The 24,623-nt window shown below is 72.8% G+C and carries 22 protein-coding genes and 1 tRNA gene; 9 read left to right on the top strand and 14 right to left on the bottom strand.

The window, feature by feature from the left end; all coding sequences use genetic code 11:
• Nucleotides 1-2: 2 nt before the first annotated feature.
• From thrC to ACK8HX_RS00520, 5 genes are read right to left on the bottom strand one after another with little or no spacing between them, the layout of a single operon-like run.
• Entirely contained in the window at nt 3-1,106 is a 1,104-nt protein-coding gene (gene thrC / locus ACK8HX_RS00540; RefSeq protein ID WP_411938692.1) for a threonine synthase, read from the bottom strand.
• A 1-nt stretch (nt 1,107) separates the two neighbouring features.
• Nucleotides 1,108-2,421, bottom strand: a complete 1,314-nt coding sequence (locus ACK8HX_RS00535) for a homoserine dehydrogenase (protein ID WP_411938691.1) — start codon at nt 2,419-2,421, stop codon at nt 1,108-1,110.
• 27 nt (nt 2,422-2,448) lie between these two features.
• Complete coding sequence (gene lysA / locus ACK8HX_RS00530) at nt 2,449-3,888, bottom strand: diaminopimelate decarboxylase (RefSeq protein WP_411938690.1); 1,440 nt, start codon at nt 3,886-3,888, stop codon at nt 2,449-2,451.
• A gap of 10 nt (nt 3,889-3,898) precedes the next feature.
• Nucleotides 3,899-5,545, bottom strand: coding sequence for an arginine--tRNA ligase (argS, locus tag ACK8HX_RS00525; protein ID WP_411938689.1), 1,647 nt, complete (start codon nt 5,543-5,545; stop codon nt 3,899-3,901).
• A 10-nt stretch (nt 5,546-5,555) separates the two neighbouring features.
• A complete protein-coding gene (locus ACK8HX_RS00520; RefSeq protein WP_411938688.1) occupies nt 5,556-5,984 on the bottom strand; it encodes a response regulator in 429 nt (142 codons plus the stop codon).
• 66 nt (nt 5,985-6,050) lie between these two features.
• Between ACK8HX_RS00520 and ACK8HX_RS00515 the strand changes: the two genes are divergently transcribed.
• Nucleotides 6,051-6,122, top strand: a tRNA-Arg gene (locus tag ACK8HX_RS00515).
• A gap of 222 nt (nt 6,123-6,344) precedes the next feature.
• Here ACK8HX_RS00515 and ACK8HX_RS00510 read toward each other — a convergent pair.
• From ACK8HX_RS00510 to ACK8HX_RS00500, 3 genes are all read right to left on the bottom strand, one after another.
• Nucleotides 6,345-6,674 carry a hypothetical protein gene (locus ACK8HX_RS00510; RefSeq protein ID WP_411938687.1) on the bottom strand — a complete coding sequence of 110 codons (330 nt, stop codon included), beginning with the start codon at nt 6,672-6,674 and terminating at the stop codon, nt 6,345-6,347.
• A 113-nt stretch (nt 6,675-6,787) separates the two neighbouring features.
• Entirely contained in the window at nt 6,788-7,825 is a 1,038-nt protein-coding gene (locus ACK8HX_RS00505; RefSeq protein ID WP_411938686.1) for a hemolysin family protein, read from the bottom strand.
• Nucleotides 7,822-9,183 carry a hemolysin family protein gene (locus tag ACK8HX_RS00500; RefSeq protein WP_411938685.1) on the bottom strand — a complete coding sequence of 454 codons (1,362 nt, stop codon included), beginning with the start codon at nt 9,181-9,183 and terminating at the stop codon, nt 7,822-7,824. Before ACK8HX_RS00500 ends, ACK8HX_RS00505 begins: the two co-directional genes overlap by 4 nt.
• Before the next feature lie 146 nt (nt 9,184-9,329).
• Between ACK8HX_RS00500 and ACK8HX_RS00495 the strand changes: the two genes are divergently transcribed.
• The 5 genes from ACK8HX_RS00495 (at nt 9,330) to ACK8HX_RS00475 (ending at nt 16,098) form a co-directional block, all read left to right on the top strand.
• On the top strand, nt 9,330-10,298 hold the full coding sequence (locus ACK8HX_RS00495; RefSeq protein WP_411938684.1) for an ABC transporter ATP-binding protein: 969 nt from the start codon (nt 9,330-9,332) through the stop codon (nt 10,296-10,298).
• Complete coding sequence (locus ACK8HX_RS00490) at nt 10,295-11,095, top strand: ABC transporter permease (protein WP_411938683.1); 801 nt, start codon at nt 10,295-10,297, stop codon at nt 11,093-11,095. Before ACK8HX_RS00495 ends, ACK8HX_RS00490 begins: the two co-directional genes overlap by 4 nt.
• Nucleotides 11,096-11,239: 144 nt before the next feature.
• Nucleotides 11,240-15,214 (top strand): multifunctional oxoglutarate decarboxylase/oxoglutarate dehydrogenase thiamine pyrophosphate-binding subunit/dihydrolipoyllysine-residue succinyltransferase subunit, encoded by a 3,975-nt coding sequence (locus ACK8HX_RS00485; RefSeq protein WP_411938682.1) that lies wholly within the window; start codon nt 11,240-11,242, stop codon nt 15,212-15,214.
• A 27-nt stretch (nt 15,215-15,241) separates the two neighbouring features.
• Nucleotides 15,242-15,418 carry a DUF6104 family protein gene (locus ACK8HX_RS00480; protein ID WP_411938681.1) on the top strand — a complete coding sequence of 59 codons (177 nt, stop codon included), beginning with the start codon at nt 15,242-15,244 and terminating at the stop codon, nt 15,416-15,418.
• An 8-nt stretch (nt 15,419-15,426) separates the two neighbouring features.
• Nucleotides 15,427-16,098 carry a GDSL-type esterase/lipase family protein gene (locus ACK8HX_RS00475; RefSeq protein WP_411938680.1) on the top strand — a complete coding sequence of 224 codons (672 nt, stop codon included), beginning with the start codon at nt 15,427-15,429 and terminating at the stop codon, nt 16,096-16,098.
• 51 nt (nt 16,099-16,149) lie between these two features.
• On the opposite strand, the gene ACK8HX_RS00470 is transcribed toward ACK8HX_RS00475, so the two are convergent.
• The 4 genes from ACK8HX_RS00470 to rfbB form a co-directional block, all read right to left on the bottom strand.
• Nucleotides 16,150-17,007 (bottom strand): alpha/beta fold hydrolase, encoded by an 858-nt coding sequence (locus ACK8HX_RS00470; protein ID WP_411938679.1) that lies wholly within the window; start codon nt 17,005-17,007, stop codon nt 16,150-16,152.
• 173 nt (nt 17,008-17,180) lie between these two features.
• Complete coding sequence (locus tag ACK8HX_RS00465; protein WP_411938678.1) at nt 17,181-18,149, bottom strand: zinc-binding dehydrogenase; 969 nt, start codon at nt 18,147-18,149, stop codon at nt 17,181-17,183.
• A gap of 10 nt (nt 18,150-18,159) precedes the next feature.
• Nucleotides 18,160-19,014 carry a dTDP-4-dehydrorhamnose reductase gene (gene rfbD / locus ACK8HX_RS00460; RefSeq protein WP_411938677.1) on the bottom strand — a complete coding sequence of 285 codons (855 nt, stop codon included), beginning with the start codon at nt 19,012-19,014 and terminating at the stop codon, nt 18,160-18,162.
• On the bottom strand, nt 19,014-20,021 hold the full coding sequence (rfbB, locus tag ACK8HX_RS00455; RefSeq protein WP_411938676.1) for a dTDP-glucose 4,6-dehydratase: 1,008 nt from the start codon (nt 20,019-20,021) through the stop codon (nt 19,014-19,016). The genes rfbD and rfbB overlap by 1 nt, the downstream gene beginning before the upstream one ends.
• An 85-nt stretch (nt 20,022-20,106) precedes the next feature.
• Here rfbB and rfbA point away from each other — a divergent pair, with 85 nt between their 5' ends.
• Both rfbA and ACK8HX_RS00445 read left to right on the top strand, forming a co-directional pair.
• Nucleotides 20,107-20,979: a glucose-1-phosphate thymidylyltransferase RfbA gene (gene rfbA / locus ACK8HX_RS00450; RefSeq protein ID WP_411938675.1), complete on the top strand. Its 873-nt coding sequence runs from the start codon at nt 20,107-20,109 to the stop codon at nt 20,977-20,979.
• Entirely contained in the window at nt 20,979-21,596 is a 618-nt protein-coding gene (locus tag ACK8HX_RS00445; protein WP_411938674.1) for a dTDP-4-dehydrorhamnose 3,5-epimerase family protein, read from the top strand. The genes rfbA and ACK8HX_RS00445 overlap by 1 nt, the downstream gene beginning before the upstream one ends.
• Here the strand turns inward: ACK8HX_RS00445 and ACK8HX_RS00440 are convergent.
• A complete protein-coding gene (locus ACK8HX_RS00440; RefSeq protein WP_411938673.1) occupies nt 21,568-22,185 on the bottom strand; it encodes an arsenate reductase/protein-tyrosine-phosphatase family protein in 618 nt (205 codons plus the stop codon). The genes ACK8HX_RS00445 and ACK8HX_RS00440 overlap by 29 nt on opposite strands.
• A gap of 17 nt (nt 22,186-22,202) precedes the next feature.
• Nucleotides 22,203-23,390, bottom strand: a complete 1,188-nt coding sequence (locus ACK8HX_RS00435) for an NAD(P)-dependent malic enzyme (protein WP_411938672.1) — start codon at nt 23,388-23,390, stop codon at nt 22,203-22,205.
• Nucleotides 23,391-23,701: 311 nt separating this feature from the next.
• Between ACK8HX_RS00435 and ACK8HX_RS00430 the strand changes: the two genes are divergently transcribed.
• The gene (locus tag ACK8HX_RS00430; protein WP_411938671.1) at nt 23,702-24,619 is read left to right on the top strand and encodes an ABC transporter substrate-binding protein; all 918 of its coding nucleotides are present in this window, start codon (nt 23,702-23,704) and stop codon (nt 24,617-24,619) included.
• The last annotated feature ends 4 nt before the right edge of the window (nt 24,620-24,623 follow it).

Raw genomic sequence — 24,623 nt, 5'->3', positions numbered from 1 at the left:
GGTCAGCCCTCGAGGCCGAGGGCGCTCGCCACGCTGAACGCGTCGACGGGCACGCGGACGGGCTGGACGTCCGAGCCGTCGGCGGTGCGCAGCGCCCACTGGGGGTCCTTGAGCCCGTGCCCGGTGACGGTGCACACGACCGTGGCGTCGGCGGGCACCCGCCCGGCCTCCGCCATCTTCATCAGGCCGGCGATCGACGCGGCCGACCCGGGCTCGACGAAGATCCCCTCGGTGGACGACAGCAGCCGGTGGGCGAGCAGGATCTCCTCGTCGGTGACCGAGTCGATGAGACCTGCGGACTCGTCGCGCGCGGCCTCCGCCTGCTGCCACGACGCCGGGTTGCCGATGCGGATGGCGGTGGCGATCGTCTCGGGCTCGTCGACGGGGTGGCCGAGGACGAGCGGCGCGGCACCCGCGGCCTGGAAGCCCCACATCCGCGGCCGGCGCGAGGCGACCGGCGCCAGCACCTCCCCGCCCAGGCCCGGGGTGGGCTCGGCGTACTCGGTGTACCCGCGCCAGTAGGCGGTGATGTTGCCGGCGTTGCCGACGGGCAGGACGTGGATGTCCGGGGCGTCGCCCAGCGCGTCGACGACCTCGAAGGCCGCCGTCTTCTGCCCCTCGATCCGCGCCGGGTTGACCGAGTTGACGAGCTCGACGGGATAGGCCTCGGCGAGCTTGCGGGCGACGGTGAGGCAGTCGTCGAAGTTGCCCTCGACCTGGAGCAGGGTGGCCCCGTGGGCGATGGCCTGGCTCAGCTTGCCCATCGCGATCTTGCCGTCGGGCACGAGGACGGCGCACGTCATCCCCGCCTTCGTCGCGTACGCCGCGGCGCTCGCGCTCGTGTTGCCGGTGCTCGCGCAGATGACGGCCTTCGCGCCGTTGCGCTTCGCCACCGACATCGCGGTCGTCATCCCGCGGTCCTTGAACGAGGCGGTGGGGTTCATCCCCTCGACCTTGACGAGGACGTTGGCGCCGGTGGCCTCGGACAGCCCCTCGCACGGGACGAGCGGCGTGCCCCCCTCGTGGAGGGTGACGACCGGAGCGCCCTCGATGAGCGGGAGGCGGGCGGCGTACTCGCGGATGACGCCGCGCCACTGGTGCGCCACGTCAGGCTCCTTCCACGCGCAGGACCGACGCGACGTCGTCGACGGCCTCGAGGCCGGCGAGCGCGTCGACGGTGGCGGCCAGCGCGGCGTCGGACGCCTGGTGGGTGACGATGATGAGCTTCGCCCGCTCCCCCTCGGGCGCCACCTGCTGGCGGACCGTCTCGATGGAGACGCCGTGCTCGGCGAACGCGGTGGCGACCTGTGCGAGGACGCCCGGGCGGTCGGCGACGTCGAGGCTGATGTGGTACCTCGTCAGCGCCTGGCCCATGTCGACGATCGGCAGGTCGGCGTAGGCCGACTCCCCCGGGCCGCGGCCGCCGGCCACGCGGTGCCGCGCGACGGCGACGACGTCGCCGAGGACCGCGCTGGCCGTCGGGTCGCCACCGGCACCGCGGCCGTAGAACATCAGCTGACCCGCCGCCGCGGCCTCGACGAAGACCGCGTTGAAGGCCTCGCGGACGCTGGCGAGCGGGTGGCTCCGGGGGATCATCGCGGGGTGCACGCGCACGCTGACGGCCTCGCCGCCGTCGCCGTTCGTGACCCGCTCGCAGATCGCGAGGAGCTTGACGACGGCGTCCATGTCACGGGCGGCCTGGATGTCGCCGGCGGTCACCTCGGTGATGCCCTCGCGGTGCACGTCGGCCGACGAGACGCGGGTGTGGAAGGCCAGGCTCGCGAGGATGGCGGCCTTCGCGGCGGCGTCGAAGCCCTCGACGTCGGCGGTCGGGTCGGCCTCGGCGTAGCCGAGCGCCTGGGCCCGCTCGACGGTCTCGGCGAAGCCGGCGCCCGTGCTGTCCATCGCGTCGAGGACGAAGTTCGTCGTGCCGTTGACGATGCCGAGCACCTTGCGCACGTCGTCACCGGCGAGCGACTCGCGGATCGGGCGCAGGATCGGGATGGCACCGGCGACCGCGGCCTCGTAGTAGAGGTCGACGCCGTGCTCGTCGGCGGCGGCGTAGAGGGCGGGGCCGTCCTCGGCGAGGAGCGCCTTGTTCGCCGAGACGACAGAGGCGCCGTGCTCCATCGCGCGCACGATGAGGTCGCGGGCCGGGTCGATGCCGCCGATGACCTCGATGACGATGTCGGCCCGGGTCACGAGCTCTGCGGCGTCGGCGGTGAAGAGCGAGGGGTCCACGGGGACGTCGGGACGGGGGCGCTGCGGGCGACGGACGGCGATGCCGACGAGCTCGAGCGGGGCGCCGACCCGGGCCGCGAGGTCGTCGGCGTTCTCGACGAGCTTCGTCGCGACGGCGGACCCCACGACACCGCAGCCGAGCAGCGCGACGCGCAGGGGGGCACCGGGTTCGTGCGCCATCGGGGTGTCTCTCCTCGGTCTCGGGGCTCAGGCCTCGGCCACGTCGAGGGCCAGGAGGTCCTCGATGGTCTCACGGCGCACGAGGACGCGGCTGCGCCCTCCACGGACGGCGACGACGGGCGGGCGGGGCGTGTGGTTGTACTGGCTGGACAGGCTGCGGCAGTACGCGCCGGTGCCCGGGACGGCGATGAGGTCGCCGGGCTCGAGGTCGGCCGGCAGGTACTCGTCGAGGACGACGATGTCGCCGCTCTCGCAGTGCCGCCCGACGACCCGGGACAGGCGCGGCGGGGCGCTGCTCGACCGGCTCGCGAGGGTGCACGAGTAGTCGGCCTCGTAGAGGGCCGGGCGCGCGTTGTCGCTCATCCCGCCGTCGACCGAGACGTACGTGCGGGTCGTCCCGCCGCCGACCTCGACGTCCTTGACGGTGCCGACCTCGTACAGGGTGAACGTGCTCGGTCCGACGATGGCGCGGCCGGGCTCGACGGACACCCGCGGCCGGCGGGGGTCGGCCCCGTCACCCACGGCCTTGAGCTCGCGCTCGACGATGCCGGCCATCTCCTCGGCGAGGACGGACGGCGGCAGCGGGGTGTGCTGCGAGGTGTACGCGATGCCGTAGCCACCGCCGAGGTCGAGCTCGGGGCAGTGGTGGCCGTGCTCGTCGGCGATGCGGGCGTGCAGCGAGACGAGGCGGTGCGCGGCCAGCTCGAAGCCGCCGGTCTCGAAGATCTGGCTCCCGATGTGGCTGTGCAGGCCGCGCAGGTCGAGGACGTCGTGGCGGGCGAGCACCCGGCGCACTGCCTCCTCCGCCGCCCCGCCGGCGAGGCTGAAGCCGAACTTCTGGTCCTCGTGGCCGGTGGCGATGAACTCGTGGGTGTGCGCCTCGACGCCGACGGTGACGCGCACCATCACCGGGGCGACGACCCCGAGCTCGGTCGCGACCGCCACGACGCGGTCGATCTCGTGGAAGGAGTCCAGGACGATGCGCCCCACGCCGTACGAGAGCGCGTCACGGATCTCGGCGACCGTCTTGTTGTTGCCGTGGAACCCGATCCGCTCGCCGGGGAAGCCCGCGCGCCGGGCCACGGCCAGCTCACCGCCCGTGCAGACGTCGAGGAAGAGCCCTTCCTCCTCGACCCACCGGGCGACGGCCGTGCAGAGGAACGCCTTGCCGGCGTAGTACACGTCGGCTCCGCCGACCGCCTCGAAGGCCGAGCCGAACGAGTCGCGGAAGTCCCTTGCGCGGGAACGGAAGTCGTCCTCGTCGAGGACGTACGCCGCGGTCCCGTGCTCGGCGGCCAGGGTGACGACGTCGACGCCGCCGACCGTCAGCCGTCCGTCGGCGTCCCGTCCGACCGTCCCGGGCCAGAGCTGCGGGAGCAGCTCCATGACGTCGGTCGGGTACGGCAGGTAGAGCGGGGGCCCGCCGTAGCCCTCGGCGTGGAGGGCGCCGGCCTCGTGCGCGCGCATCGGATCACCCTCACATCCGCTCGGGGGCGCTCACGCCGAGCAGCCCGAGGCCGTTGGCGAGCACCTGTCGGGTCGCGTCGTTGAGCCAGAGGCGGCTGCGGTGGAGGTCGGTGACCTCCTCGTCGGCGTTCATCGGGCGCACCCGGCACGTGTCGTACCACTTGTGGAACCGCGCCGCGAGCTCCTCGAGGTAGCGCGCGACCCGGTGCGGCTCGCGCAGGTGCGCGGCCTGGGCGACGACGCGCGGGAAGTCGCCGAGCGCCGCGAGCAGGGCCGCCTCGGTGGGGTCGGCGAGCAGCGAGGCGTCGAACCCGTCGGCCCGGTGCACGCCGTCCTCGGCGGCGAGCCGCGCGACGTTCGCGGTGCGGGCGTGGGCGTACTGGACGTAGAAGACCGGGTTGTCGTTCGTCTGCTTGCGCAGCTCCTCGCCGTCGAGCGAGAGCGGGCTGTCGGCCGGGTACCGGGCCAGCGAGTAGCGGATCGCGTCGGTGCCGATCCAGCCGATGAGGTCGCGCAGCTCGATGATGTTGCCCGCGCGCTTGGACAGCTTCGCGCCGCCGAGGTTGACGAGCTGGCCGATGCGGACCTCGATGTTGCGCTCCGGGTCGTCGCCGGCGCACGCGGCGATGGCCTTGAGGCGCCCGATGTACCCGTGGTGGTCGGCGCCGAGGAGGTAGATCTTCTCGTCGAACCCGCGGTCCTTCTTCGACAGGTAGTACGCGGCGTCGGCGGCGAAGTACGTGGGCTCGCCGTTGGCGCGGATGAGGACGCGGTCGCGGTCGTCGCCGAAGTCGGTGGTGCGCAGCCAGACCGCCCCCTCCTGGTCGAAGACGTGACCCTGTTCGCGCAGCCGCTCGACCGCCTGCTCCACGGCGCCGCCGTCGTGCAGTGACTTCTCGGAGAACCACACGTCGAAGGTCACGCCGAAGTCGGCGAGGGTGCTCTCGATGTCGGCGAGCTGGAGCGGGTAGGCGAGGTCACCGGCCACGGCGAGCGCCTCGTCCTCGGGCAGGTCGAGCAGGTCGGGGCGCTGCGCGAGCACCTCCGCCGCGAGCGCGTCGACGTACGCGCCGGGGTACCCGCCCTCGGGGGTCGGCTCACCCTTGGCCCGCGCGAGGACGCTGCGCGCGAAGTTCTGCATCTGGGTGCCGGCGTCGTTGAGGTAGTACTCGGTCGTCAGCGTGGCACCGGATGCCGCGAGGAGACGGCCCATGGCGTCGCCCAGGGCGGCCCAGCGGGTGTGGCCGAGGTGGAGGGGCCCGGTGGGGTTGGCCGAGATGTACTCGAGGTTGACGACGTGCCCGGCCTCGGAGTCGTTGCGGCCGTACGCCTCGCCCGCCTCGACGACGGTGCGGGCGAGCTCGCCCGCGCTCGCCGCATCGAGGGTGATGTTGAGGAAGCCGGGCCCGGCGACGTCGACCGCCTTGACGCCGGCCACACCGGCGAGGTGGGTGGCCAGGGTCGTCGCGAGGTCGCGCGGGGGGACGCCGGCACCCTTGGCGAGCTGGAGGGCGACGTTGGTCGACCAGTCCCCGTGGTCGCGGTTGCGCGGACGCTCGACCCTGACCTCCGCGGGCACGGTGACGTCGAGGTCACCGGCGTCGACGGCGGACAGGAGGGCGTCGCGGATCGCGGCGGAGAGCTGTTCGGGGGTCACCCGCGCCAGTCTACGGACGGCCCCGGGCCGCCCTCCCGGAGGCCGCGAGGCGTGAGACGGCCGCGACGAGCTCGTCCGGGTCGAACGGCTTGGTGACGATCCCGTCGAACCCCGCCTCGTCGACCTCGTAGCGGGCGTGGTCGCTCGCGGCGGCCGTGACGAGGAGGACGGGGACCGGGTCCAGGCGCGGGTGCGAGCGGATGGCCGCGATGGCCCACCAGCCGTCGTAGGGCGCCATCTGCGAGTCGAGGACGACGACGTCGGGTCGGCGCCGGACGACGTCGATGAGCCGTGCCATGGCCTCGTGCCCGTCGGTGGCCTCGTCGACCTCGAAGCCGGCGAGCTCGAGGTTGATGCGCAGGAGACGGCGGATCGGCTCGACGTCGTCACAGATGAGTACCAGCGGCGCCGACGTGGGGCCCTCGGTGCCGGATTGCATGAGCGCCAGCCTAGGCTGCTAACCTCGCCACGCGCTGCGAAACTTCGGTCCGCGGCGTGGTGGCCCGCCCCCGTAGCTCAGGGGATAGAGCACCGCCCTCCGGAGGCGGGAGCGTAGGTTCGAATCCTACCGGGGGCACATCGAAGGGGCCCGGTCCTCACGCGCGGAGCGCGTCCGGACCGGGCCCCTTCGCCGTGCCGGGGGCCCTTGGTCCGAGGTATCCGGGCCGGTTCCTGGGCCGGCGGGTCACCTCGACCCGCGGGGCCGGGCCAGCGCGAGGACGACCTCCGCGACACCGGCCGCGGCCACGACCGGCTGGAGGACGAAGAACTGCTGCATGACCGCGAGCTGCACCCCGATTCAGAGGACGAGGCCCACCCCGGCCGCGACGGACGCGACCCGTGCCAGCCGGTGCCGCCGCGCCACCAGCCAGGCCGTGGCCGCCTGGGGCACCCCCACCGTCAGCACGAGCGCCACGCCCGGCCACAGCCACGAGTCGACGGGAAGCGGCTCCAGCCACGAGTCGGGCATGCCGATCCCGGTGGTCGCGAGGCCGACGCCGCCGCCGAGCGCGTTGAGGGCCATGACGACCAGCAGTCCCAGCAGGGCGCCCCCGGACCACCCCAGCCGTGGTCGCACCTCCCGGCGGGCTCCAGTCCGCGCGTTCACCGGTGCCGTTGCGGCTGCCATGACGACCTCCTTCTCGTCGCCCCTCCCCTCCATGCTGCTCCGGTCCGGGGGACGGGAGCGGCGGCTGTCTCCGACGTCACGTCGGGGACGGCCGCCGCCCGGAGACCTCGGGGTCAGGTGCGCTGGGAGGCGTCGGACACCTCGCCGACGAGCTCCTCGATGACGTCCTCGAGGAAGACGACGCCGACGACCGACCCGTCCTCGGCGACGACCCGGGCGAGGTGTGACCCGGTGGCCTGCATGACCCCGAGCACGGACTCGACCTCGTCGTCGCGGCGCACGTTCGCCATCCGCCGGACGCGCTTGGCCGGCACCGGCTCGTCGCGCTCGGTCTCGTCGGCGTAGAGGACGTCCTTGAGGTGCAGGTAGCCCCCGAGGTCGCCGGACTCGTCGACGACCGGGTAGCGCGAGAAGCCGTGGCGGGCGACGAGGCGCTCGATGTCGACCGGCGTCGCCGCCGCCGTCACCGTGACGAGGGACGAGACCGGCACGCCGACGTCGGCGGCGTCCTTGTCACTGAACTCCAGTGCGGCACCGAGGCGTTCGTAGTGCTCGTCCTCGACGAGCCCCTCGTCGCGCGACTCGTCGAGGATGTGCGCGACCTCCTCGGCGGTGAAGGCCGACGCGATCTCGTCCTTGGGCTCGACACCGAACAGCCGCAGGATCGCCTTCGAGAGCCAGTCCATCGCGTTGATGACGGGGGCGACGACGCGCGACACCATGACGAGCGGCGGGACGAGCACGACCGCGGCCCGCTCGGGGCGGGCGATCGAGATGTTCTTGGGGATCATCTCGCCGTAGACGACGTGGAGGAACACGACGATCGCGAGCGCCAGGGCGAGCGCGACGGCGTCGGCGACGGTCTCGGGCAGGCCGGCCGCCTCGATGACCGGGGCGAGGGCGTGGTGCAGGGCCGCCTCGGACACGGCACCGAGCAGCACCGAGCAGACGGTGATGCCGAGCTGGCACGTGGCGAGCAGGAGCCCGGTGCGCTGCAACGCATCCAGCGCCACTCGGGCGCCCTTGCTCCCCTGGTCCGCGAGCGGTTCGAGCTGGCTCCGGCGCGCGGACATCGCCGCGAACTCGGCTCCGACGAAGAACGCGTTCGCGGCCAGGAGGACGACGGTGACGAAGACGGTCGACAGGCTCATGCCTCGTCCTCCCGCTCGTCGGCGCCGGCGTCCTGCGCGTCGTCCGCACCGTCACGCCCGGGCGCCGGCGGCGGGACGAGCCGGATGCGGTCGACGCGGTGCCCGTCCATGTCGATGACGCGGGCGGTCCACCCGTCGACGGTGGCCTCGTCGCCGACGGTCGGGACCCGGCCGAGCTCGGCCATGAGCCAGCCGGCGATCGTCTCGTAGGCGGGCCCGTCCGGGACGGCGACGCCGACGCGCGAGCGCACCTCGTCGGGACGCCAGAGGCCGGGCACGGTCCACGAGCCGTCGCGCAGGGCTCGTCCGGTGGTCTGCGAGCGGTCGTGCTCGTCGCTGACCTCCCCGACGATCTCCTCGACGAGGTCCTCGAGCGTCACGACGCCGGACGTGCCGCCGTACTCGTCGACGACGACGGCGAGCTGCATCCCGCCCTGGCGCAGCTCGAGGAGCAGGGGGTCGAGGCGCAGCGTCTCGGGCACGAGCACGACGGGGACCATGAGCGCCGACACCGGCACGTCCTCACGACGGTCGAACGGCACCGCGATGGCCTTCTTGACGTGGACGATCCCGTCGACGTCGTCCCAGTCGGCCCCGACGACGGGGAAGCGGGAGTGACCGGTGCGCCGGGCGAGGGCGACGAGGTCGGCCGCCGTGGCGGTGCGGTCGATCGACGTCGCCCGCGAGCGGGGCGTCATCACGTCGGCGGCGGTCTGGTCGGCGAAGCCGAGCGAGGCCGTGACGAGCCGCGCCGTGCCGAGGTCGAGCGTGCCGGCCTCGGCCGACGTGCGGACGAGCGAGGCGAGCTCGGCGGGGCTGCGGGCCGCGGACAGCTCCTCCTGCGGCTCGATGCCGATCGCGCGCAGGGTGCGGTTCGCGACGCCGTTGAGCACGGCGATCATCGGCTTGGTCGCGACGGCGAACCAGCGGACGGGCAGCGCCGAGACCTTGGCGGTCGCCATCGGGAGGGAGACGGCGAGGGTCTTGGGGACCATCTCGCCGACGATCATCGAGAAGACGGTGGCGATGAGCATCGCGAGCACCGAGGAGGCCGACGCCGCGGTGGCGGCCGAGAGGCCGAGCGACTCGAGCGGCCCCACGAGCAGGGCGCCGACCGACGGGCTGGCGATGAAGCCGAGCACGAGCGTCGTCAGCGTGATGCCGAGCTGGCAGGCGGAGAGCTGGGTGGAGAGCTGGCGGTGCGAGGCGAGGACGGAGCGGGCGCCGCGCTCGCCGTTGGCGACGGCGCGCTGCACGGCAGGGCGGTCGAGGGCGACGAGGGAGAACTCCGCGGCGACGAACAGCGCCGTCCCGACCGTGAGGACGACGCCGAGCAGGAGCAGGAGCCACTCGGTCATGGGCAGGGCGGACTGGGAGGGTGCATGACCACTCCATCGTATGGCCGCGGCACCCGGTTCCCGGCCCCCGCCCGGCTCCACCGACCGGCTGACGCGGACCGTGCGGCGCACTGAGAGGATCGGTGCATGACGCGACGAGGTACACGGTGAGTGCGGCGGCGGCCGGGGCCCGCATCGAGATCAGGGGGCTGACGAAGCACTTCGGCTCCTTCGTGGCCGTCGACGACCTGAGCTTCGACGTCGAGCCGGGCCGGATCACCGGCTTCCTCGGCCCGAACGGGGCGGGGAAGACGACGACCCTGCGCATGCTCCTCGGGCTGGTCCACCAGAGCAGCGGCACCGCGACGATCGACGGGCAGCGCTACGTCGACCTCGCCGACCCCCAGGGCACGGTCGGCGCCGCGCTCGAGGCGACGAACTTCCACCCGGGCCGCAGCGGACGCGACCACCTGCGCGTCCTCGCCGACGCCGGGCGAATCCCGCTCAGCCGGGTCGACGAGCTCCTCGAGCTCACCGGCATCCCCGCGGCGGCCCGCAAGCGCGCCGGCGAGTACAGCATGGGGATGAGGCAGCGGCTCGGCCTCGCGGCCGCCCTCCTCGGCGACCCCCGGGTCCTCGTCCTCGACGAGCCGGCCAACGGCCTGGACCCCGAGGGCATCCGCTGGCTGCGCGGCTTCCTGCGCCACCTGAGCCGCGAGGGCAAGACGATCCTCGTCTCCAGCCACCTGCTCCAGGAGGTCGAGCAGACGGTCGACGAGGTCGTCATCATCGCCAACGGCCGGCTGGTCCGCGCCGGCCGGATCGGCGACCTCCGGGGCACCCCCAGCGCCCTGGTCCGCACCTCCGACCCCGCGCGGCTGGCCGGCGCCCTGCGGGTCGCCGACGTGACGTCGACACCCGGGCCGGACGGCGCCCTCGTCGCCGACACCGCGGACCTGCGCCTCGTCGGGGACGTCGCGCTCCGCGCCGGCCTGCCGATCTACGGGCTCGAGGTGCAGCGCGCCGACCTGGAGGACCTGTTCTTCCAGCTCACCGAGGGCACCAACCGCAACGAGGCGGCCGCGGCCCCCACCGAGCGAGACGCCGTCATCGGCGAGGAAGGGGCGAACCGGTGATCCCCGCGGTCCGCAGCGAGCTCCGCAAGTTCTTCACCACCCGCCTGTGGTGGGGGATGGCGATCGCCACGTTCGTGGCGGCCGGGCTGTTCGCCGTGCTGACCGGTGTCATCATCGCGAACCCGAGTGCGGCGGGAGGCCCCGGTGGTGGCCAGGTCATCGGTGACGACACCCAGGTGGCCAACTCCGTCTACACCGCCGGGACCGCCATCGGTCGGCTGCTCCTGCTCACGATCGGCATCGTCTCCATCGGGGGCGAGTTCCGCCACAAGACCATCTCCGCCACGTTCCTCGCGACGCCCCGACGTGCCCGCGCGATGTTGGCCAAGGCCACGGCCCTCGTGGGCATCGGGGTGCTGTACGGCCTCATCAGCCTCCTGGGGTCTGCCGTCGCGGGAGCCGTCACGCTGCGGGTCATCGACCGACCGGCGTTCCCGTCGACCGAGGTCGTCCGCACGCTCGCGCTCAGCCTCCTGGTCCTTGCCCTGTGGGCGCTCATCGGCCTCGGCATCGGCATCCTCATCCCCAACCAGGTCGCGGCACTCTTCATCGGGGTGGCGGTCGCGTGGATCGTCGAGCCGCTGCTGGGCCTCCTCCTCGGCATCTGGGACTTCAGCCGCGAGAACGTGGCGCCGTACCTGCCGACCAGTGCCACGAACGCCGCCTTCAACGCGATCTCGCAGACACCGGACGAGGTGCGTCTGGAGTGGTGGGGTGGAGCACTCGTCCTCACCGCCTACGCGGTGGTCCTCGCGGGCTTCGGGATCTGGCGGACGGTGCGCAGCGACGTCAGCTGAGCAGGGCGGACGGCCATTCGTGACCGCCCGTCGCGCAGGCCGGACCGGTCACCCAGCCGCCGGTGTGGCGGGATCGGCACGGGGCTAGGCTGGTGGGTACCCAACCACTCGTAGCCGACGAGCCGAGAAAGAGGCGCATCCTCCGTGGCCGAGCAGTCCCCGTCCAGCGATCCCCTGACCACCTTCGGGCCGAACGAATGGCTGGTCGACGAGCTGTACGAGCAGTACCAGCGGGACAAGAACAGCGTCGACAAGGCGTGGTGGGACTTCTTCAGGGACTACACCCCCGGTGACGCCACGTCGCGCCCCGTCGGCAACGGCGCGTCCGCCCCCACCCGCACCCCCTCGAACGGCACGCCGACCGTCGCGAAGGCCCCTGCCCTCGCCCCTGCCGCCGCTCCGGCCCCGGCTCCGTCCACGGCTGCCGAGCCGACCGCGAAGGAGGCGGCACCGGCCGCGAAGGAGGCGGCACCGGCCGCGAAGGAGGCGGCACCGGCCGCGAAGGAGGCGGCACCGGCCGCGAAGGAGGCGGCACCGGCCGCGAAGGAGGCGGCACCGGCCGCGAAGGAGGCGGCACCGGCCGCGAAGGAGGCGGCACCTTCCGCCAAGGAGGCGACGCCCGCGCCGGACTCGGCCCCCGCGGCCGCCACCCCCAAGCCGCGCGAGGCCGCCGCCCCCAAGGCCTCCGGCCCCCTCGGTGACGCCCGCCAGACCCCCATCCGCGGCGCCTCCGCCCGGGTCGTCACGAACATGGAGGCCTCGCTGGAGGTGCCCACCGCCACCTCGGTGCGCGCGGTCCCGGCGAAGCTGCTCATCGACAACCGCATCGTCATCAACAACCACCTCGCCCGCAGCCGCGGCGGCAAGGTGAGCTTCACCCACATCATCGGCTTCGCGCTCGTCAAGGCGCTCGAGGCGATGCCCGAGATGAACAACGGCTACGCCCTCGACGACAAGGGCAAGCCCGTCCTCGTCTCCCCCGCGCACGTCAACCTCGGCCTGGCCATCGACCTCGCGAAGCCCGACGGCACCCGCCAGCTGCTCGTGCCGTCGATCAAGGCCGCCGAGACGATGGACTTCGCCCACTTCTGGACCGCCTACGAGGAGATGGTCAAGAAGGCCCGCGGCGGCAAGCTCACCGTCGAGGACTTCCAGGGCACCTCCATCTCCCTGACCAACCCCGGCACCATCGGCACGGTCCACTCGGTGCCGCGCCTCATGGCCGGCCAGGGCGCCATCATCGGCGTCGGGGCGATGGACTACCCGGCCGAGTGGTCCGGCGCGAGCCAGGAGACGCTCAACCGCAACGCGGTGAGCAAGACCCTCACGCTGACGAGCACGTACGACCACCGGATCATCCAGGGCGCGCAGTCCGGCGACTTCCTGCGCATCGTCCACGGCCTGCTCCTCGGCGACCACGCGTTCTACGACGAGATCTTCGAGAGCCTGCGCATCCCCTACGAGCCGATCCGCTGGGTCCGCGACGTCGACACCTCGCACGACGACGACATCAACAAGGTCGCCCGCGTGCAGGAGCTCATCCACTCCTACCGGGTCCGCGGTCACCTCATGGCCGACACCGACCCGCTGGAGTACAAGCAGCGCCGCCACCACGACCTCGACGTCACGACGCACGGGCTGACCCTCTGGGACCTCGACCGCACGTTCGCCACGGGCGGCTTCGGCGGCCAGCCGTTCCTCCCCCTGCGCAAGATCCTCGGCATCCTGCGCGACTCGTACTGCCGCACCATCGGCGTCGAGTACATGCACATCCAGGACCCCGAGCAGCGCCAGTGGATCCAGGACAAGATCGAGGTCGGCTACGCCAAGACGACCCGCGAGGAGCAGCTGCGCATCCTGCGCCGGCTCAACGCGGCCGAGGCGTTCGAGACCTTCCTGCAGACCAAGTTCGTCGGCCAGAAGCGGTTCTCCCTCGAGGGCGGCGAGTCGGTCATCGCCCTCCTCGACCGGGTCCTGTCGCGTGCCGCCGAGGACGAGCTCGACGAGGTCTGCATCGGGATGCCGCACCGCGGCCGGCTCAACGTCCTCGCGAACATCGCCGGCAAGAGCTACGGCCAGATCTTCCGCGAGTTCGAGGGCAAGCAGGACCCCAAGTCGGTCCAGGGCTCCGGGGACGTCAAGTACCACCTCGGCACGGAGGGCACGTTCACCGCCGAGTCGGGCGCGACGACCGCCGTCTACCTCGCCGCGAACCCGAGCCACCTCGAGGCCGTCAACCCCGTCCTCGAGGGCATCGTCCGCGCCAAGCAGGACCGCCTCAACCTCGCCGGCGAGGACTTCACCGTCCTCCCGGTCCTCCTGCACGGCGACGCGGCCTTCGCGGGCCAGGGAGTCGTCGCCGAGACGCTCAACCTCAGCCAGCTGCGCGGCTACCGCACCGGCGGCACGGTGCACGTCGTCATCAACAACCAGGTCGGGTTCACGACCTCGCCGAGCAGCTCGCGCTCCTCGACGTACTCCACCGACGTCGCGCGGATGATCCAGGCGCCGATCTTCCACGTCAACGGCGACGACCCCGAGGCGTGCGTGCGCGTCGCCGAGCTCGCCTACGAGTTCCGCAAGGAGTTCCACAAGGACGTCGTCGTCGACATGGTCTGCTACCGCCGTCGCGGCCACAACGAGGGCGACGACCCGTCGATGACGCAGCCGCTCATGTACAACCTCATCGAGGCCAAGCGCTCGGTCCGCAAGCTCTACACCGAGTCCCTCATCGGCCGCGGCGACATCACCGTCGAGGACGCCGAGGCCGCGCTGCGCGACTACCAGCAGCAGCTCGAGCGGGTGTTCGTCGAGACCAAGGCCGCGCTCAAGGAGGCCGAGACCGAGGCCGCCGACCGGTCGTACTCGGGCACCGACGTCGAGGGCCACACCGGCCTCGAGCCGCCGTCGGCACAGGCGAAGGACGCCGACGCGACGACGCACTCGGCCACGGAGACCGCGATCTCCACCGAGGTCCTGCACCGCATCGGCGACGCCTTCGTCGACGTCCCCGACGCCTTCACGGTCCACCCCAAGCTGCGCCAGATGCTCGAGAAGCGCGCCTCCAGCACTCGCGAGGGCGGGATCGACTGGGGCACCGGCGAGCTGCTCGCGTTCGGCTCCCTCCTCATCGAGGGCACCCCGGTGCGCCTCGCCGGCCAGGACAGCCGCCGCGGCACCTTCGTCCAGCGCCACGCGGTCCTCATCGACAAGGAGAACGCGGCCGAGTGGACGCCGCTGCTCTACCTCGGCGACGGCCAGGCGAAGTTCTGGGTCTACGACAGCCTGCTGTCCGAGTTCGCGGCGATGGGCTTCGAGTACGGCTACTCCGTCGAGCGCCCGGACGCCCTCGTGTTGTGGGAGGCGCAGTTCGGCGACTTCTTCAACGGCGCGCAGACCATCGTCGACGAGTTCATCTCGAGCTCGGAGCAGAAGTGGGGACAGCGCTCCTCGGTCGTCCTGCTCCTCCCCCACGGATACGAGGGCCAGGGCCCGGACCACTCCTCCGCCCGCATCGAGCGCTTCCTCACGATGTGTGCCGAGAACAACATGACCGTCGCGTACCCCTCGACCCCGGCGTCGTACTTCCACCTGCTCCGCCGGCAGGCCTATGCCCGCCCGCGCCGCCCGCTCATCGTCTTCACCCCGAAGTCGATGCTGCGGCTGAAGGCGGCGGCCAGCCCGGCCGAGGCGTTCACCACGGGCACCTTCCTCCCGGTCGCACCCGACCGCGAGGGCGCGACGAGCGGCGAGGTGACCCGCGTGCTCATCGCGGCGGGCAAGGTGGTCTACGACCTCGAGGCCGAGCGCGAGAAGCGCGGCGACACCTCGACGGCCATCGTGCGGCTCGAGCAGTACTACCCGCTGCCCGCGGCCGAGCTGGCGGCCGAGCTGCGCCACCACCCCGGCGCCGAGGTCGTCTACGTCCAGGACGAGCCGCAGAACCAGGGCGCCTGGCCGTTCATCGCGCTCAACCTGCCCGAGGCCCTCGCCGAGCACGGCGAGCACCGGCGCATCTCCGTCGTCGCGCGCAAGGCATCCGCCTCGCCCGCCACCGGCTCGACGAAGAAGCACCAGGTCGAGCAGGCCGAGCTCGTCGCGCGCGCCTTCGACCGCTGAGGTCCGGGCCTATCTAGGCTCGACGGCGTGTACTTCACCGACCGCGGCATCGAGGAGCTGCAGGCCCGCCGGGGTGACGAGGAGGTCTCCTTCGACTGGCTGGCCGAGCAGCTGCGCACCTTCGTCGACCTCAACCCCGACTTCGAGGTGCCCGTCGAGCGCCTCGCGACGTGGCTGGCCCGGCTCGACGACGAGGACGAGTGAGCGCCCGGATGACTGACGAGACCCCCGACGACGGGATCCACCCCATCGAGTTCCGCCCGAGTGCCCAGGTGGCCGTCACCGCCGAGGGCCCGCGCGACGTCGCGGTCGTCTTCCTCGGCGCCTCCCTCGTGGCCGGCGTCGGCGACCCCAAGGGGCAGGGCTGGGTGACGCGGGTCGTCGGGCGCACGGCCCACCCCGACCTCGAGATGACCGCCTACAACCTCGGCATCCGCGGCAACACCTCGGCCGACGTGCTGCGCCAGTGGGCCGCCGAGGTCCCGGCCCGGTGGGTCGGGCGCACCGAGCGGCGCGTCGTCGTCTCGGTGGGCACGGACGACGTCGCGGGCGGCATCTCCCTCGCCCGGCACCGCCTCAACCTCGCGAACCTCCTCGACGAGGCCGCGGGCACCGGCGTGCACACCTTCGTCGTCAGCCCACCACCCACCGACGACGCCGACCTCAACGGCCGCCTCGAGGTGCTCGTCGAGGCCCAGGCCGACGTCTGCGCCCGCCGGGGGGTGCCCTTCGTCGACTGCTACACGCCGCTGTCGGGGCACGACCAGTGGCGAACCGACCTCGCGGCGAGCACGGTCCCCCACCACCCGGGGCAGGCGGGCTACGGCCTCATCGCGTGGCTCGTCCTCCACCACGGCTGGACCGACTGGCTCCAGATCTCCTGATCCGGGTCCCTGGCCGGTCCGTGGCGGCCGCCGGGGCTGCTCGTGAGGCGCCTACGCCGGCGCGCGCACGAACTCCCTCACCACCGCCGCGAAGCGGTCGGGGTCGTCGAGGTGTGGGAAGTGCCCCGCGCCCTGGAACAGCTCCACCCGGCAGTTCTGGATCGACGACGTGGCGGATGCCGCGTGCCAGGCGGGGATCATCCGGTCCTTGGTGCCCCACACGACGAGGGTCGGGATGGGCGTGGCCTCGGGCAGGTAGTCGTGGGCGCTGACGCTCTGGCCGCCGGGGTCGATGACGGCACGTGTCGTGGCGAGGAAGGCACGGCGGGTGTCGCCGTCGCCGAGCGAGGTGAAGCCGGTCCAGACCTCGCGCACGTCCGGGCCCGGACGGAGCCCCACCGCGCCGAGCAGTCGTCCGGCCGAGGCGAGCCGCTCGCGCATCCAGCCCGAGGCGATGACCGGGAGGACGTACTCGGCGCCGGGCAGGGTGGCGGAGCGGAGCAGCGGGCTCACCTCGCGGCCCAGCCCGCCGCTGGCGACGAGCACGAGGCGCTCGACGCGTTCCGGGAACAGGTAGGAGAACACCATCGCGATGCCGCCCCCGAGCGAGTGGCCGACGAGGGTCACCTGCTCGATGCCGAGCCGGTCGAGCAGGTCGCGCAGTGTCGCCGCGTGGGCGCCCAGGGAGTAGTCACCAACCGGCTTCGCCGAGGAGCCGTGCCCGAACAGGTCCGGGACCACGAGCCGGTGGCTGTCGTCGAGCCGGTCGACGAGGTGGGCCCACTGCCGCTGCGAACCGAGGAGGCCGTGGATGAAGAGCAGCACCGGGCCGGTGCCGCTGTCGCTGTCGCTGTACGAGAACTCGTGGCCGTGCAGGGTGACGGTGTGCTCTTCGGTCGCCGCGCTCACGGGCGCTCCTCGGGTGGGTGGTGGTGCGCTCATGTTACCGCCCGGTAGTTCACCGTCGGACGGCGCAGACGACAGTCCCGGACGACGCACGAGCGATGACCAGAGGGAGTCACCGAAGGCGGTGGTGCAGAACGCGCGATATGGCGCGCATTCTGCACCACTGAGGGCTCCGGTCAGACGGTGAAGACGACCTTGCCCGACACCTGGCCGTCGACCATGCGCGCGAAGCCGTCCCGGGCGTCCGCCAGGGGGAGCACGGAGTCGACCTGGGGCTCGATGCCGGCGTCGACGACGAACCGGGTGAGCCGCTCGAGCTCGTCGCGGGTGCCCATCGTCGAGCCGACGACGCGCAGCTGCTTGAAGAAGATCTTCGTCAGCTCGGCCTTCGCCGGCGCGTCCCCCGAGGTGGCGCCGGAGATGACGATCGTGCCGCCCGGCCGCAGGGCGTTGACCGAGTGGGACCAGGTCGCGGCCCCGACCGTCTCCATGACGGCGTCGACCCGCTCGGGCAGCCGTGCCCCGTTCTCGAACGCGCGGTCGGCACCGAGCGCGACGGCGGCCTCGCCCCGGGCGGCGTCGCGGCTCGTCACCCACATCCGCAGGCCGGCGGCACGCCCGAGCTGGACGAGCGCGGTCGCCACCCCGCCCGCGGCGCCCTGCACGAGGACGGTCGCCCCGGGCTGCACCCCGGCGTTCGTGAAGAGCATCCGGTAGGCGGTGAGCCAGGCCGTGGGCAGGCACGCGGCCGACTCCCACGACAGCCCGGCCGGCTTCGGCACGACGTTGCCACGAGGGACGGCGACGACCTCGGCGAGCGTGCCGTCGTGGACCTCCGAGAGCAGGGACCGCCGCGGGTCGAGGGTCTCGTCGCCGGTCCAGCCCGGAGAGGCGACGACGGCGTGCACGACGACCTCGGACCCGTCCTCGGCGATCCCGGCGCCGTCGCAGCCCAGGACCATGGGCAGCCGGTCGGCGGGGAGGCCGACGCCGCGCAGCGACCACACGTCGTGGTGGTTGAGCGCGGCGGTCCGCAGGCGGACGGTGGTCCAGTCCTCGGGGACCGTCGGTTCGGGTCGCTGCCCGACCTCGAGGCCCGACAGGGGGTCGTCGGCGGACTGGCTGACGCAGGTGACGGCGAGCATGCCACCGACCCTAGGCGGTCGCGAGCACGGTGGGCGCGGCGCGGTGGAGTGCGTCACGCCAGTCGGGCAGCGGGTCGAGCCCGGCCGCCGCCCACATGTCGTGCGAGAGGACCGAGAACGCCGGGCGGGGTGCGGGACGCTCGAACGCCTCCGAGCTCGTGGGCGTCACGCGGGCCGGGTCGAGACCGAGCTCCTCGAACACCGCGCGCGCCAGGTCGAACCACGAGCACCGCCCCGACCCCGTCGCGTGCCACGTCCCGAAGGGCGCCCCCGAGTCGACGACGCGCAGGACGGCGTCGGCGAGGTCGACGGTCCACGTCGGCTGCCCGACCTGGTCGTCGACGACGCTGAGGACCTCGCGCTCGGCGGCGAGGCGCTTCATCGTCGCCGGGAAGCTCGCCCCGGAGGCGCCGTACAGCCAGGCGGTCCGCACGAGGTGCACGCGCGAGCACTGCGCCCGCACCGCCCACTCCCCCGCGGCCTTGGTCCGCCCGTACGCCGAGCGCGGCGCGACCGGCGCGTCGGCCGGGTAGGGCTCGGTGGCGTCGCCGGCGAACACGTAGTCGGTGGAGAGGTGGACGAGCGTCGCCCCGGTGGCCTCCGCCGCCCGCGCGAGGTTGGCCGCACCGACGGCGTTGACCGCGAAGGCCCGCGCCTCGTCGGTCTCGGCGGCATCCACGGCGGTGTAGGCGGCGCAGTTGACGACGACGTCGTGGCCGGCCACGACCGGGACCAGGGCGGGGAGGTCGAGGATGTCGACGTCCGGCAGGTCGGCGCGCGTCACCTCGTGACCCGCCGACCCGGCGGCGGCGCACAGGTCTCGACCGAGCATCCCGGCCGCACCGGCGACGAACCAGCGCGCCATCAGCGGGCCAGGACCTGCTGGGTCCGGGCGTACCTGGCCTCCGTGGCCTCCTTCATCGGCCGCCACCACGCCTCGTTCTCGCGGTACCACTCGATGGTGGCGGCGAGCCCGTCGCGGAAGGTGCCGTAGCGCGGGGTCCAGCCGAGCTCGGTGCGCAGCCGGCCGGCCTCGATGGCGTAGCGCAGGTCGTGTCCCGCGCGGTCGGTGACGTGGTCGAAGGCGTCGGGGTCCTGCCCCATGAGCTCGAGGACGAGCCGCACCACGGTGAGGTTGTCGACCTCCCCGTCGGCGCCGATGAGGTAGGTCTCGCCGATCCGGCCCTGCTCGACGATCGTCCACACGGCCTCGTTGTGGTCGTCGACGTGGATCCAGTCGCGGACGTTGAGGCCGGCACCGTAGAGCTTGGGCCGGACCCCGTCGATGACGTTCGTGATCTGTCGCGGGATGAACTTCTCGACGTGCTGGCGCGGTCCGTAGTTGTTCGAGCAGTTCGAGATCGTCGCGCGGATCCCGAACGAGCGCACCCAGGCCCGCACGAGCAGGTCCGACCCGGCCTTGGTCGAGCTGTAGGGCGAGCTCGGGTTGTACGGGGTGTCCTCGGTGAACTTCTTCGGGTCGTCGAGCTCGAGGTCGCCGTACACCTCGTCGGTCGAGATGTGGTGGTAGCGCACGTCGTGGCGGCGCACCGCCTCCAGCAGGGCGAAGGTCCCGAGGAGGTTGGTGCGGACGAACGGGGCGGGGTCGTCGAGGGAGTTGTCGTTGTGCGACTCGGCGGCGAAGTGGACGACGAGGTCGGCGCCGGCGACGAGCCCGTCGACCAGCTCGGGGTCGGCGACGTCGCCCTCGACGAACCGCACCCGGTCGAGGACGCCGTCGAGCGAGGCGAGCGAGCCCGCGTAGGTCAGCTTGTCCAGGACCGTGATCTCGGCGTCCGGCCGGGTCGCGAGGGTCAGGTGGACGAAGTTGCTGCCGATGAACCCGGCCCCACCCGTGACGAGAACCTTCATGGGCGCCAGCGTACGGGTAGGCCGACCGGCCATCGTGTCGTCGCCGGGCCGACGGCCCCGTGGCGACGGGCTACGCTCGCCGACCATGAAGGGCATCATCCTCGCGGGCGGATCCGGCACGCGGCTGCACCCCATCACCCGGGGGATCTCCAAGCAGCTCATGCCGATCTACGACAAGCCGATGGTCTACTACCCGCTGTCCACCCTGATGATGGCCGGCATCCGCGAGGTCCTCGTCATCACGACCCCGCAGGACCGCGAGCAGTTCGAGCGCCTCCTCGGCGACGGGTCGCAGTGGGGCATCGAGATCTCGTACGCCGTGCAGCCACGGCCCGAGGGGCTGGCCCAGGCGTTCGTCATCGGGGCCGACTTCGTCGGTGACGAGACCGTCGCCCTCGTCCTCGGCGACAACATCTTCCACGGCACCGGGCTGGGCACCGCCCTGCGCAGCCTCACCGACCTGACCGGCGGGCACATCTTCGCCTACCACGTGAGCGACCCGCAGGCCTACGGCGTCGTGGAGTTCGCACCGGACGGCACGGTGCTGTCGATCGAGGAGAAGCCGGAGGAGCCGCGCTCCGACTACGCCGTGCCGGGGCTGTACTTCTACGACAACGACGTCCTCGAGATCGCGCGGGGCCTGACCCCCAGCGCCCGCGGCGAGCTCGAGATCACCGCCGTCAACGACGCCTACCTGCGGCGGGGCGACCTCACGGTCACCGTCCTCCCCCGCGGCACCGCGTGGCTCGACACCGGCACCTTCGAGGGCCTCATGGACGCCAGCCAGTTCGTCCACGTCGTCGAGGCACGCCAGGGCCACAAGATCGGCTGCGTCGAGGAGATCGCCTGGCGCGCCGGGTGGATCGACGACGACGCCTTCCGGGCACTCGGCGACGACCTGGAGAAGTCGGGGTACGGGGCCTACATCCACGCCTGCCTCGCCCGGGGACGCGGCTGATGGAGGTGCGCCCGCTGTCGATCGAGGGCGCCTTCGTCATCACCCCGCGGCAGTTCCCCGACGACCGCGGCCTGTTCCTCGAGTCCTTCCGCGGGGACCTCCTCGCCGAGCACCTCGGTCACCGCCCCGACGTCGTGCAGACCAACGTGTCGGTGTCCTCGCGGGGGACGGTCCGCGGCATCCACTTCGCCGAGGTCCCACCCGGGCAGGGGAAGTACGTCACCGCCGTGGCCGGATCGCTCGTCGACTACGTCGTCGACGTCCGCGTGGGGTCCCCGACGTTCGGGCGGTGGGAGTCCGTCGTCCTCGACACCGTCGACCGGCGCGCCCTGTGGATCTCCGAGGGCCTGGGCCACGCCATCTGCGCGCTCGAGGACGACACGACGCTCATGTACCTGTGCACGGCCACGTACAACCCCGCCGGCGAGCACGGGGTGCACCCCCTCGACCCCACCATCGGGCTCGCACTGCCCGACGGCATCACGCCGCGGGTGTCCCCGAAGGACGCCGCCGCTCCGTCGCTGGAGGAGGCGGTGGCCACGGGGGTGCTGCCCACGCTCGAGGCCACGACGGCGTGGGCGCGCCGGCTCAGCGGGGGAAGCGCCGCTCCCAGCTGACGATGGTCCGCACCGCCGGGTCGACCTCCTCGGCCATCCGCGCGAAGGCCTTCGCGCCGCGGCGGTACGGGTCGGCGACGTCGCGGTTCGCCCGTGACCGGCCTCGGGACCGGTGCTGCGCGACGAGGCCGGGCAGGGCCCGCCAGCGCGACACGACGTCGTCGGCGCCGGCTCGCTCCAGGAGCCAGGCCCAGTCCTCGCGCTCGCCGATGTCCGCGATGGCCTCGGCGAGCTCGCGCAGGGTCAGCGTGCGGCGGTGCACCGCCGGGGCCTCGTCGACGACCCAGTCGCGGTGGGAGCCCGCCATGACGAGGACGAGGTCCTGCTCGGCGAGGAGCGCCGGGGTGAGCCGCCGCGCCCGGAAGTCGGCGTGGGGCAGTCCCTTGGCGTCGAGGAGGGCGGCCGACCCCTCGTCGACCGGGTACCCCACGAGGGCCTGCGTTCCGGCGCTCTCGACGGTGAACGCGCCGGGGCGCGCCCACTCGAGCCCCGCCGCGAGGACCACCTGGGCGTACGGCGACCGGCAGATGTTCGCGGTGCACACCGTGAGGACGCGGACCCGGTCGGCGGGGGGCTGCTCGGCGCTCATGACGCCGTCAGCCTAGGTCACACCCCCGTCGGGCCCCGGCCGGCCGTCGGCGCGAGCCGCCGCACGGCCGCCGCGACGGCGTCGGCCACGCCCTCCTGGAACACCGAGGGCACGATCTGCTCGGGCGTCGGGTCCGGCACGAGGTCGGCGATCGCCTGCGCGGCCGCGAGCTTCATCGCCTCGGTGATCCGGGTGGCGCCGGCGTCCAGCGCCCCGCGGAAGATGCCCGGGAACGCGAGGACGTTGTTGATCTGGTTCGGGAAGTCCGAGCGTCCCGTCGCGACGACGGCGGCGTGGCGGCGCGCGACGTCGGGGTGCACCTCGGGCGTGGGGTTCGCGAGCGCGAAGACCATGCTGCCCGGCGCCATGGACGCCACCTCCTCCTCGGGCACCTGGCCGCCGGACACCCCGATGTAGACGTCGGCGTCGCGCAGGGCGGTCCCGAGGCGCCCGGTGAGGCCGCGTGGGTTCGTCGAGGCGGCGAGGCGCTCCTTGTGCTCGGTGAGGTCCTTGCGGGAGGGGTGGAGGATGCCGCGCGAGTCGCACACGACGACGTCACGCACCCCCGCCCGCTGGAGCAGCCTGGTGACGGCGACACCGGCGGCCCCCGCGCCCGCGACGACGACGCGGAGGTCCTCGAGCCGGCGGTCGAGGACGCGCACCCCGTTGAGCAGCCCGGCGAGGACGACGATGGCCGTCCCGTGCTGGTCGTCGTGGAAGACCGGGATGTCGAGGCGCTCCTTGAGCCGGTCCTCGATGTCGAAGCAGCGCGGCGCTGAGATGTCCTCGAGGTTGATCCCGCCGTACGACGGGGCGATCCGGGCGATGGCCTCGACGAGCTCGTCGACCGTGCCCGACTCCATGACGACCGGGACGGCGTCGATGCTGGCGAAGTGCTTGAACAGCACCGCCTTGCCCTCCATGACGGGCATCGCGGCCAGCGGGCCGATGTCGCCGAGCCCGAGGACCGCCGTGCCGTCGCTGATGACGGCCACGGTGTTGCCCCGGGCGGTGTAGCGGGTCGAGAGCGCCGGGTCGGCCGCGATGGCGAGGGAGACCTCGGCGACACCCGGCGTGTAGAGCAGCGACAGGTCGTCCTTGTCGCGCAGCGGCTTCGTCGCGTGTACGCCCAGCTTGCCGCCCTCGTGAGCGCGGAACACCGGGCTCTCGGGGTCGACGAACGGGACGTGGGGCGACGCGGCCATGGGGCAGCTCCTCGGACAGGGCACGATGACGCACCGCCGGGGCGGCAGGTGGTCGGGGGTGCGGCCCGAGGGGGGTGCGTCTCGGTGCGTTCGCGCGCCGCGAGGGTGGCCGCGGCAGGCCGCCATCATGGCACGTGGCGCCGCGCCGCGACAGGGACGGCGGTGTGACGCGCGTCGCGCAACGGGGCGCGCCACGCCGCCGGATAGTTACCGAGGCGTGACGCGCATCGCACGCTCCGGTGGCAGGATCACCCCCACAGCCCACCGCCGGGCAGGACCCCCTCGGCCCGGCACCGTGTGAAAGGACCACCATGTTCCGCTCCCGCGCGCTCGTCGTCGCCGCCGTGGCCACGACCGCACTCGCCCTGTCGGCCTGCGGCTCAGACTCGCTGTCCTCCGGCGGCGGCACGAGCTCGGCACCGGCCGCCTCGACCCCGGCCGGTGGGCCCGACCCGGCACTCGTCGCCAAGCTGCCCGAGAAGATCAAGAGCGCCGGCAAGATCGTCGTCGGCACCGACGCGACCTACCAGCCGAACGAGTACCTCGACACCGACGGCAAGACCGTCATCGGCATGGACGTCGAGCTCTTCGACGCCGTCATGGCCAAGTTCGGCGTCGAGACCGAGTGGGTCCCCTCCGCGTTCGACGCCATCATCCTCGGCGTCCAGAGCGGCAAGTACGACGTCGGCGTCTCGAGCTTCACCGTCAACGAGGAGCGGATGCAGCAGGCCACGATGGTCAGCTACTTCACCGCCGGCACCCAGTGGGTCACGCAGAAGGGCAACCCGAAGGGCATCGACCCCGACAACGCGTGCGGCAAGACGGTCGGCGTCCAGAAGGGCACCGTCCAGGCCGACGAGGACCTCCCCGCCCGCAACAAGGCGTGCACCGACGCCGGCAAGCCCGAGATCAAGGTGCTCGTCGACGCCGACCAGGCCAAGGTCACCGCGAGCGTGCAGTCCGGCAAGGCCGACGCCATGCTCGTCGACCTCCCGCCGGCCATCGCCGCCGTCGACCTCACCGGCGGCTCGCTCGAGCTCCTCGGCGAGCAGTACGACTCGGCCCCCTACGGCTACGTGCTGAAGAAGGAGGACACGGCGTTCGGCGAGGCCATCGTCGAGGCCCTCAAGCAGCTCGAGGCCGACGGCACCTACAAGCAGATCCTCACGAAGTGGAAGACCGAGGGCGGGGCCATCTCCGACTTCGCGGTGAACCCGAAGCTCTCCTGAGCCG

Origin of the sequence: Oryzobacter faecalis (assembly GCF_046764005.1) — a bacterium.
In the GTDB taxonomy this organism is placed as follows: Bacteria; Actinomycetota; Actinomycetes; order Actinomycetales; family Dermatophilaceae; genus Oryzobacter; species Oryzobacter faecalis.
The sequence above is the reverse complement of the archived record's forward strand: the minus strand, read 5'-3'. Positions and strand labels throughout refer to the sequence as shown.

Bases quoted from the DNA above. Each gene is read 5' to 3' on its own strand.
- ACK8HX_RS00535 (WP_411938691.1), bottom strand. From the start codon at position 2,421: ATGGCGCACGAACCCGGTGCCCCCCTGCGCGTCGCGCTGCTCGGCTGC.
- lysA (WP_411938690.1), bottom strand. From the start codon at position 3,888: ATGCGCGCGCACGAGGCCGGCGCCCTCCACGCCGAGGGCTACGGCGGG.
- ACK8HX_RS00520 (WP_411938688.1), bottom strand. From the start codon at position 5,984: ATGCAATCCGGCACCGAGGGCCCCACGTCGGCGCCGCTGGTACTCATC.
- ACK8HX_RS00510 (WP_411938687.1), bottom strand. From the start codon at position 6,674: ATGGCAGCCGCAACGGCACCGGTGAACGCGCGGACTGGAGCCCGCCGG.
- ACK8HX_RS00505 (WP_411938686.1), bottom strand. From the start codon at position 7,825: ATGAGCCTGTCGACCGTCTTCGTCACCGTCGTCCTCCTGGCCGCGAAC.
- ACK8HX_RS00500 (WP_411938685.1), bottom strand. From the start codon at position 9,183: ATGACCGAGTGGCTCCTGCTCCTGCTCGGCGTCGTCCTCACGGTCGGG.
- ACK8HX_RS00475 (WP_411938680.1), top strand. From the start codon at position 15,427: ATGACTGACGAGACCCCCGACGACGGGATCCACCCCATCGAGTTCCGC.
- ACK8HX_RS00465 (WP_411938678.1), bottom strand. From the start codon at position 18,149: ATGCTCGCCGTCACCTGCGTCAGCCAGTCCGCCGACGACCCCCTGTCG.
- rfbD (WP_411938677.1), bottom strand. From the start codon at position 19,014: ATGGCGCGCTGGTTCGTCGCCGGTGCGGCCGGGATGCTCGGTCGAGAC.
- rfbB (WP_411938676.1), bottom strand. From the start codon at position 20,021: ATGAAGGTTCTCGTCACGGGTGGGGCCGGGTTCATCGGCAGCAACTTC.
- rfbA (WP_411938675.1), top strand. From the start codon at position 20,107: ATGAAGGGCATCATCCTCGCGGGCGGATCCGGCACGCGGCTGCACCCC.
- ACK8HX_RS00445 (WP_411938674.1), top strand. From the start codon at position 20,979: ATGGAGGTGCGCCCGCTGTCGATCGAGGGCGCCTTCGTCATCACCCCG.
- ACK8HX_RS00440 (WP_411938673.1), bottom strand. From the start codon at position 22,185: ATGAGCGCCGAGCAGCCCCCCGCCGACCGGGTCCGCGTCCTCACGGTG.
- ACK8HX_RS00435 (WP_411938672.1), bottom strand. From the start codon at position 23,390: ATGGCCGCGTCGCCCCACGTCCCGTTCGTCGACCCCGAGAGCCCGGTG.
- ACK8HX_RS00430 (WP_411938671.1), top strand. From the start codon at position 23,702: ATGTTCCGCTCCCGCGCGCTCGTCGTCGCCGCCGTGGCCACGACCGCA.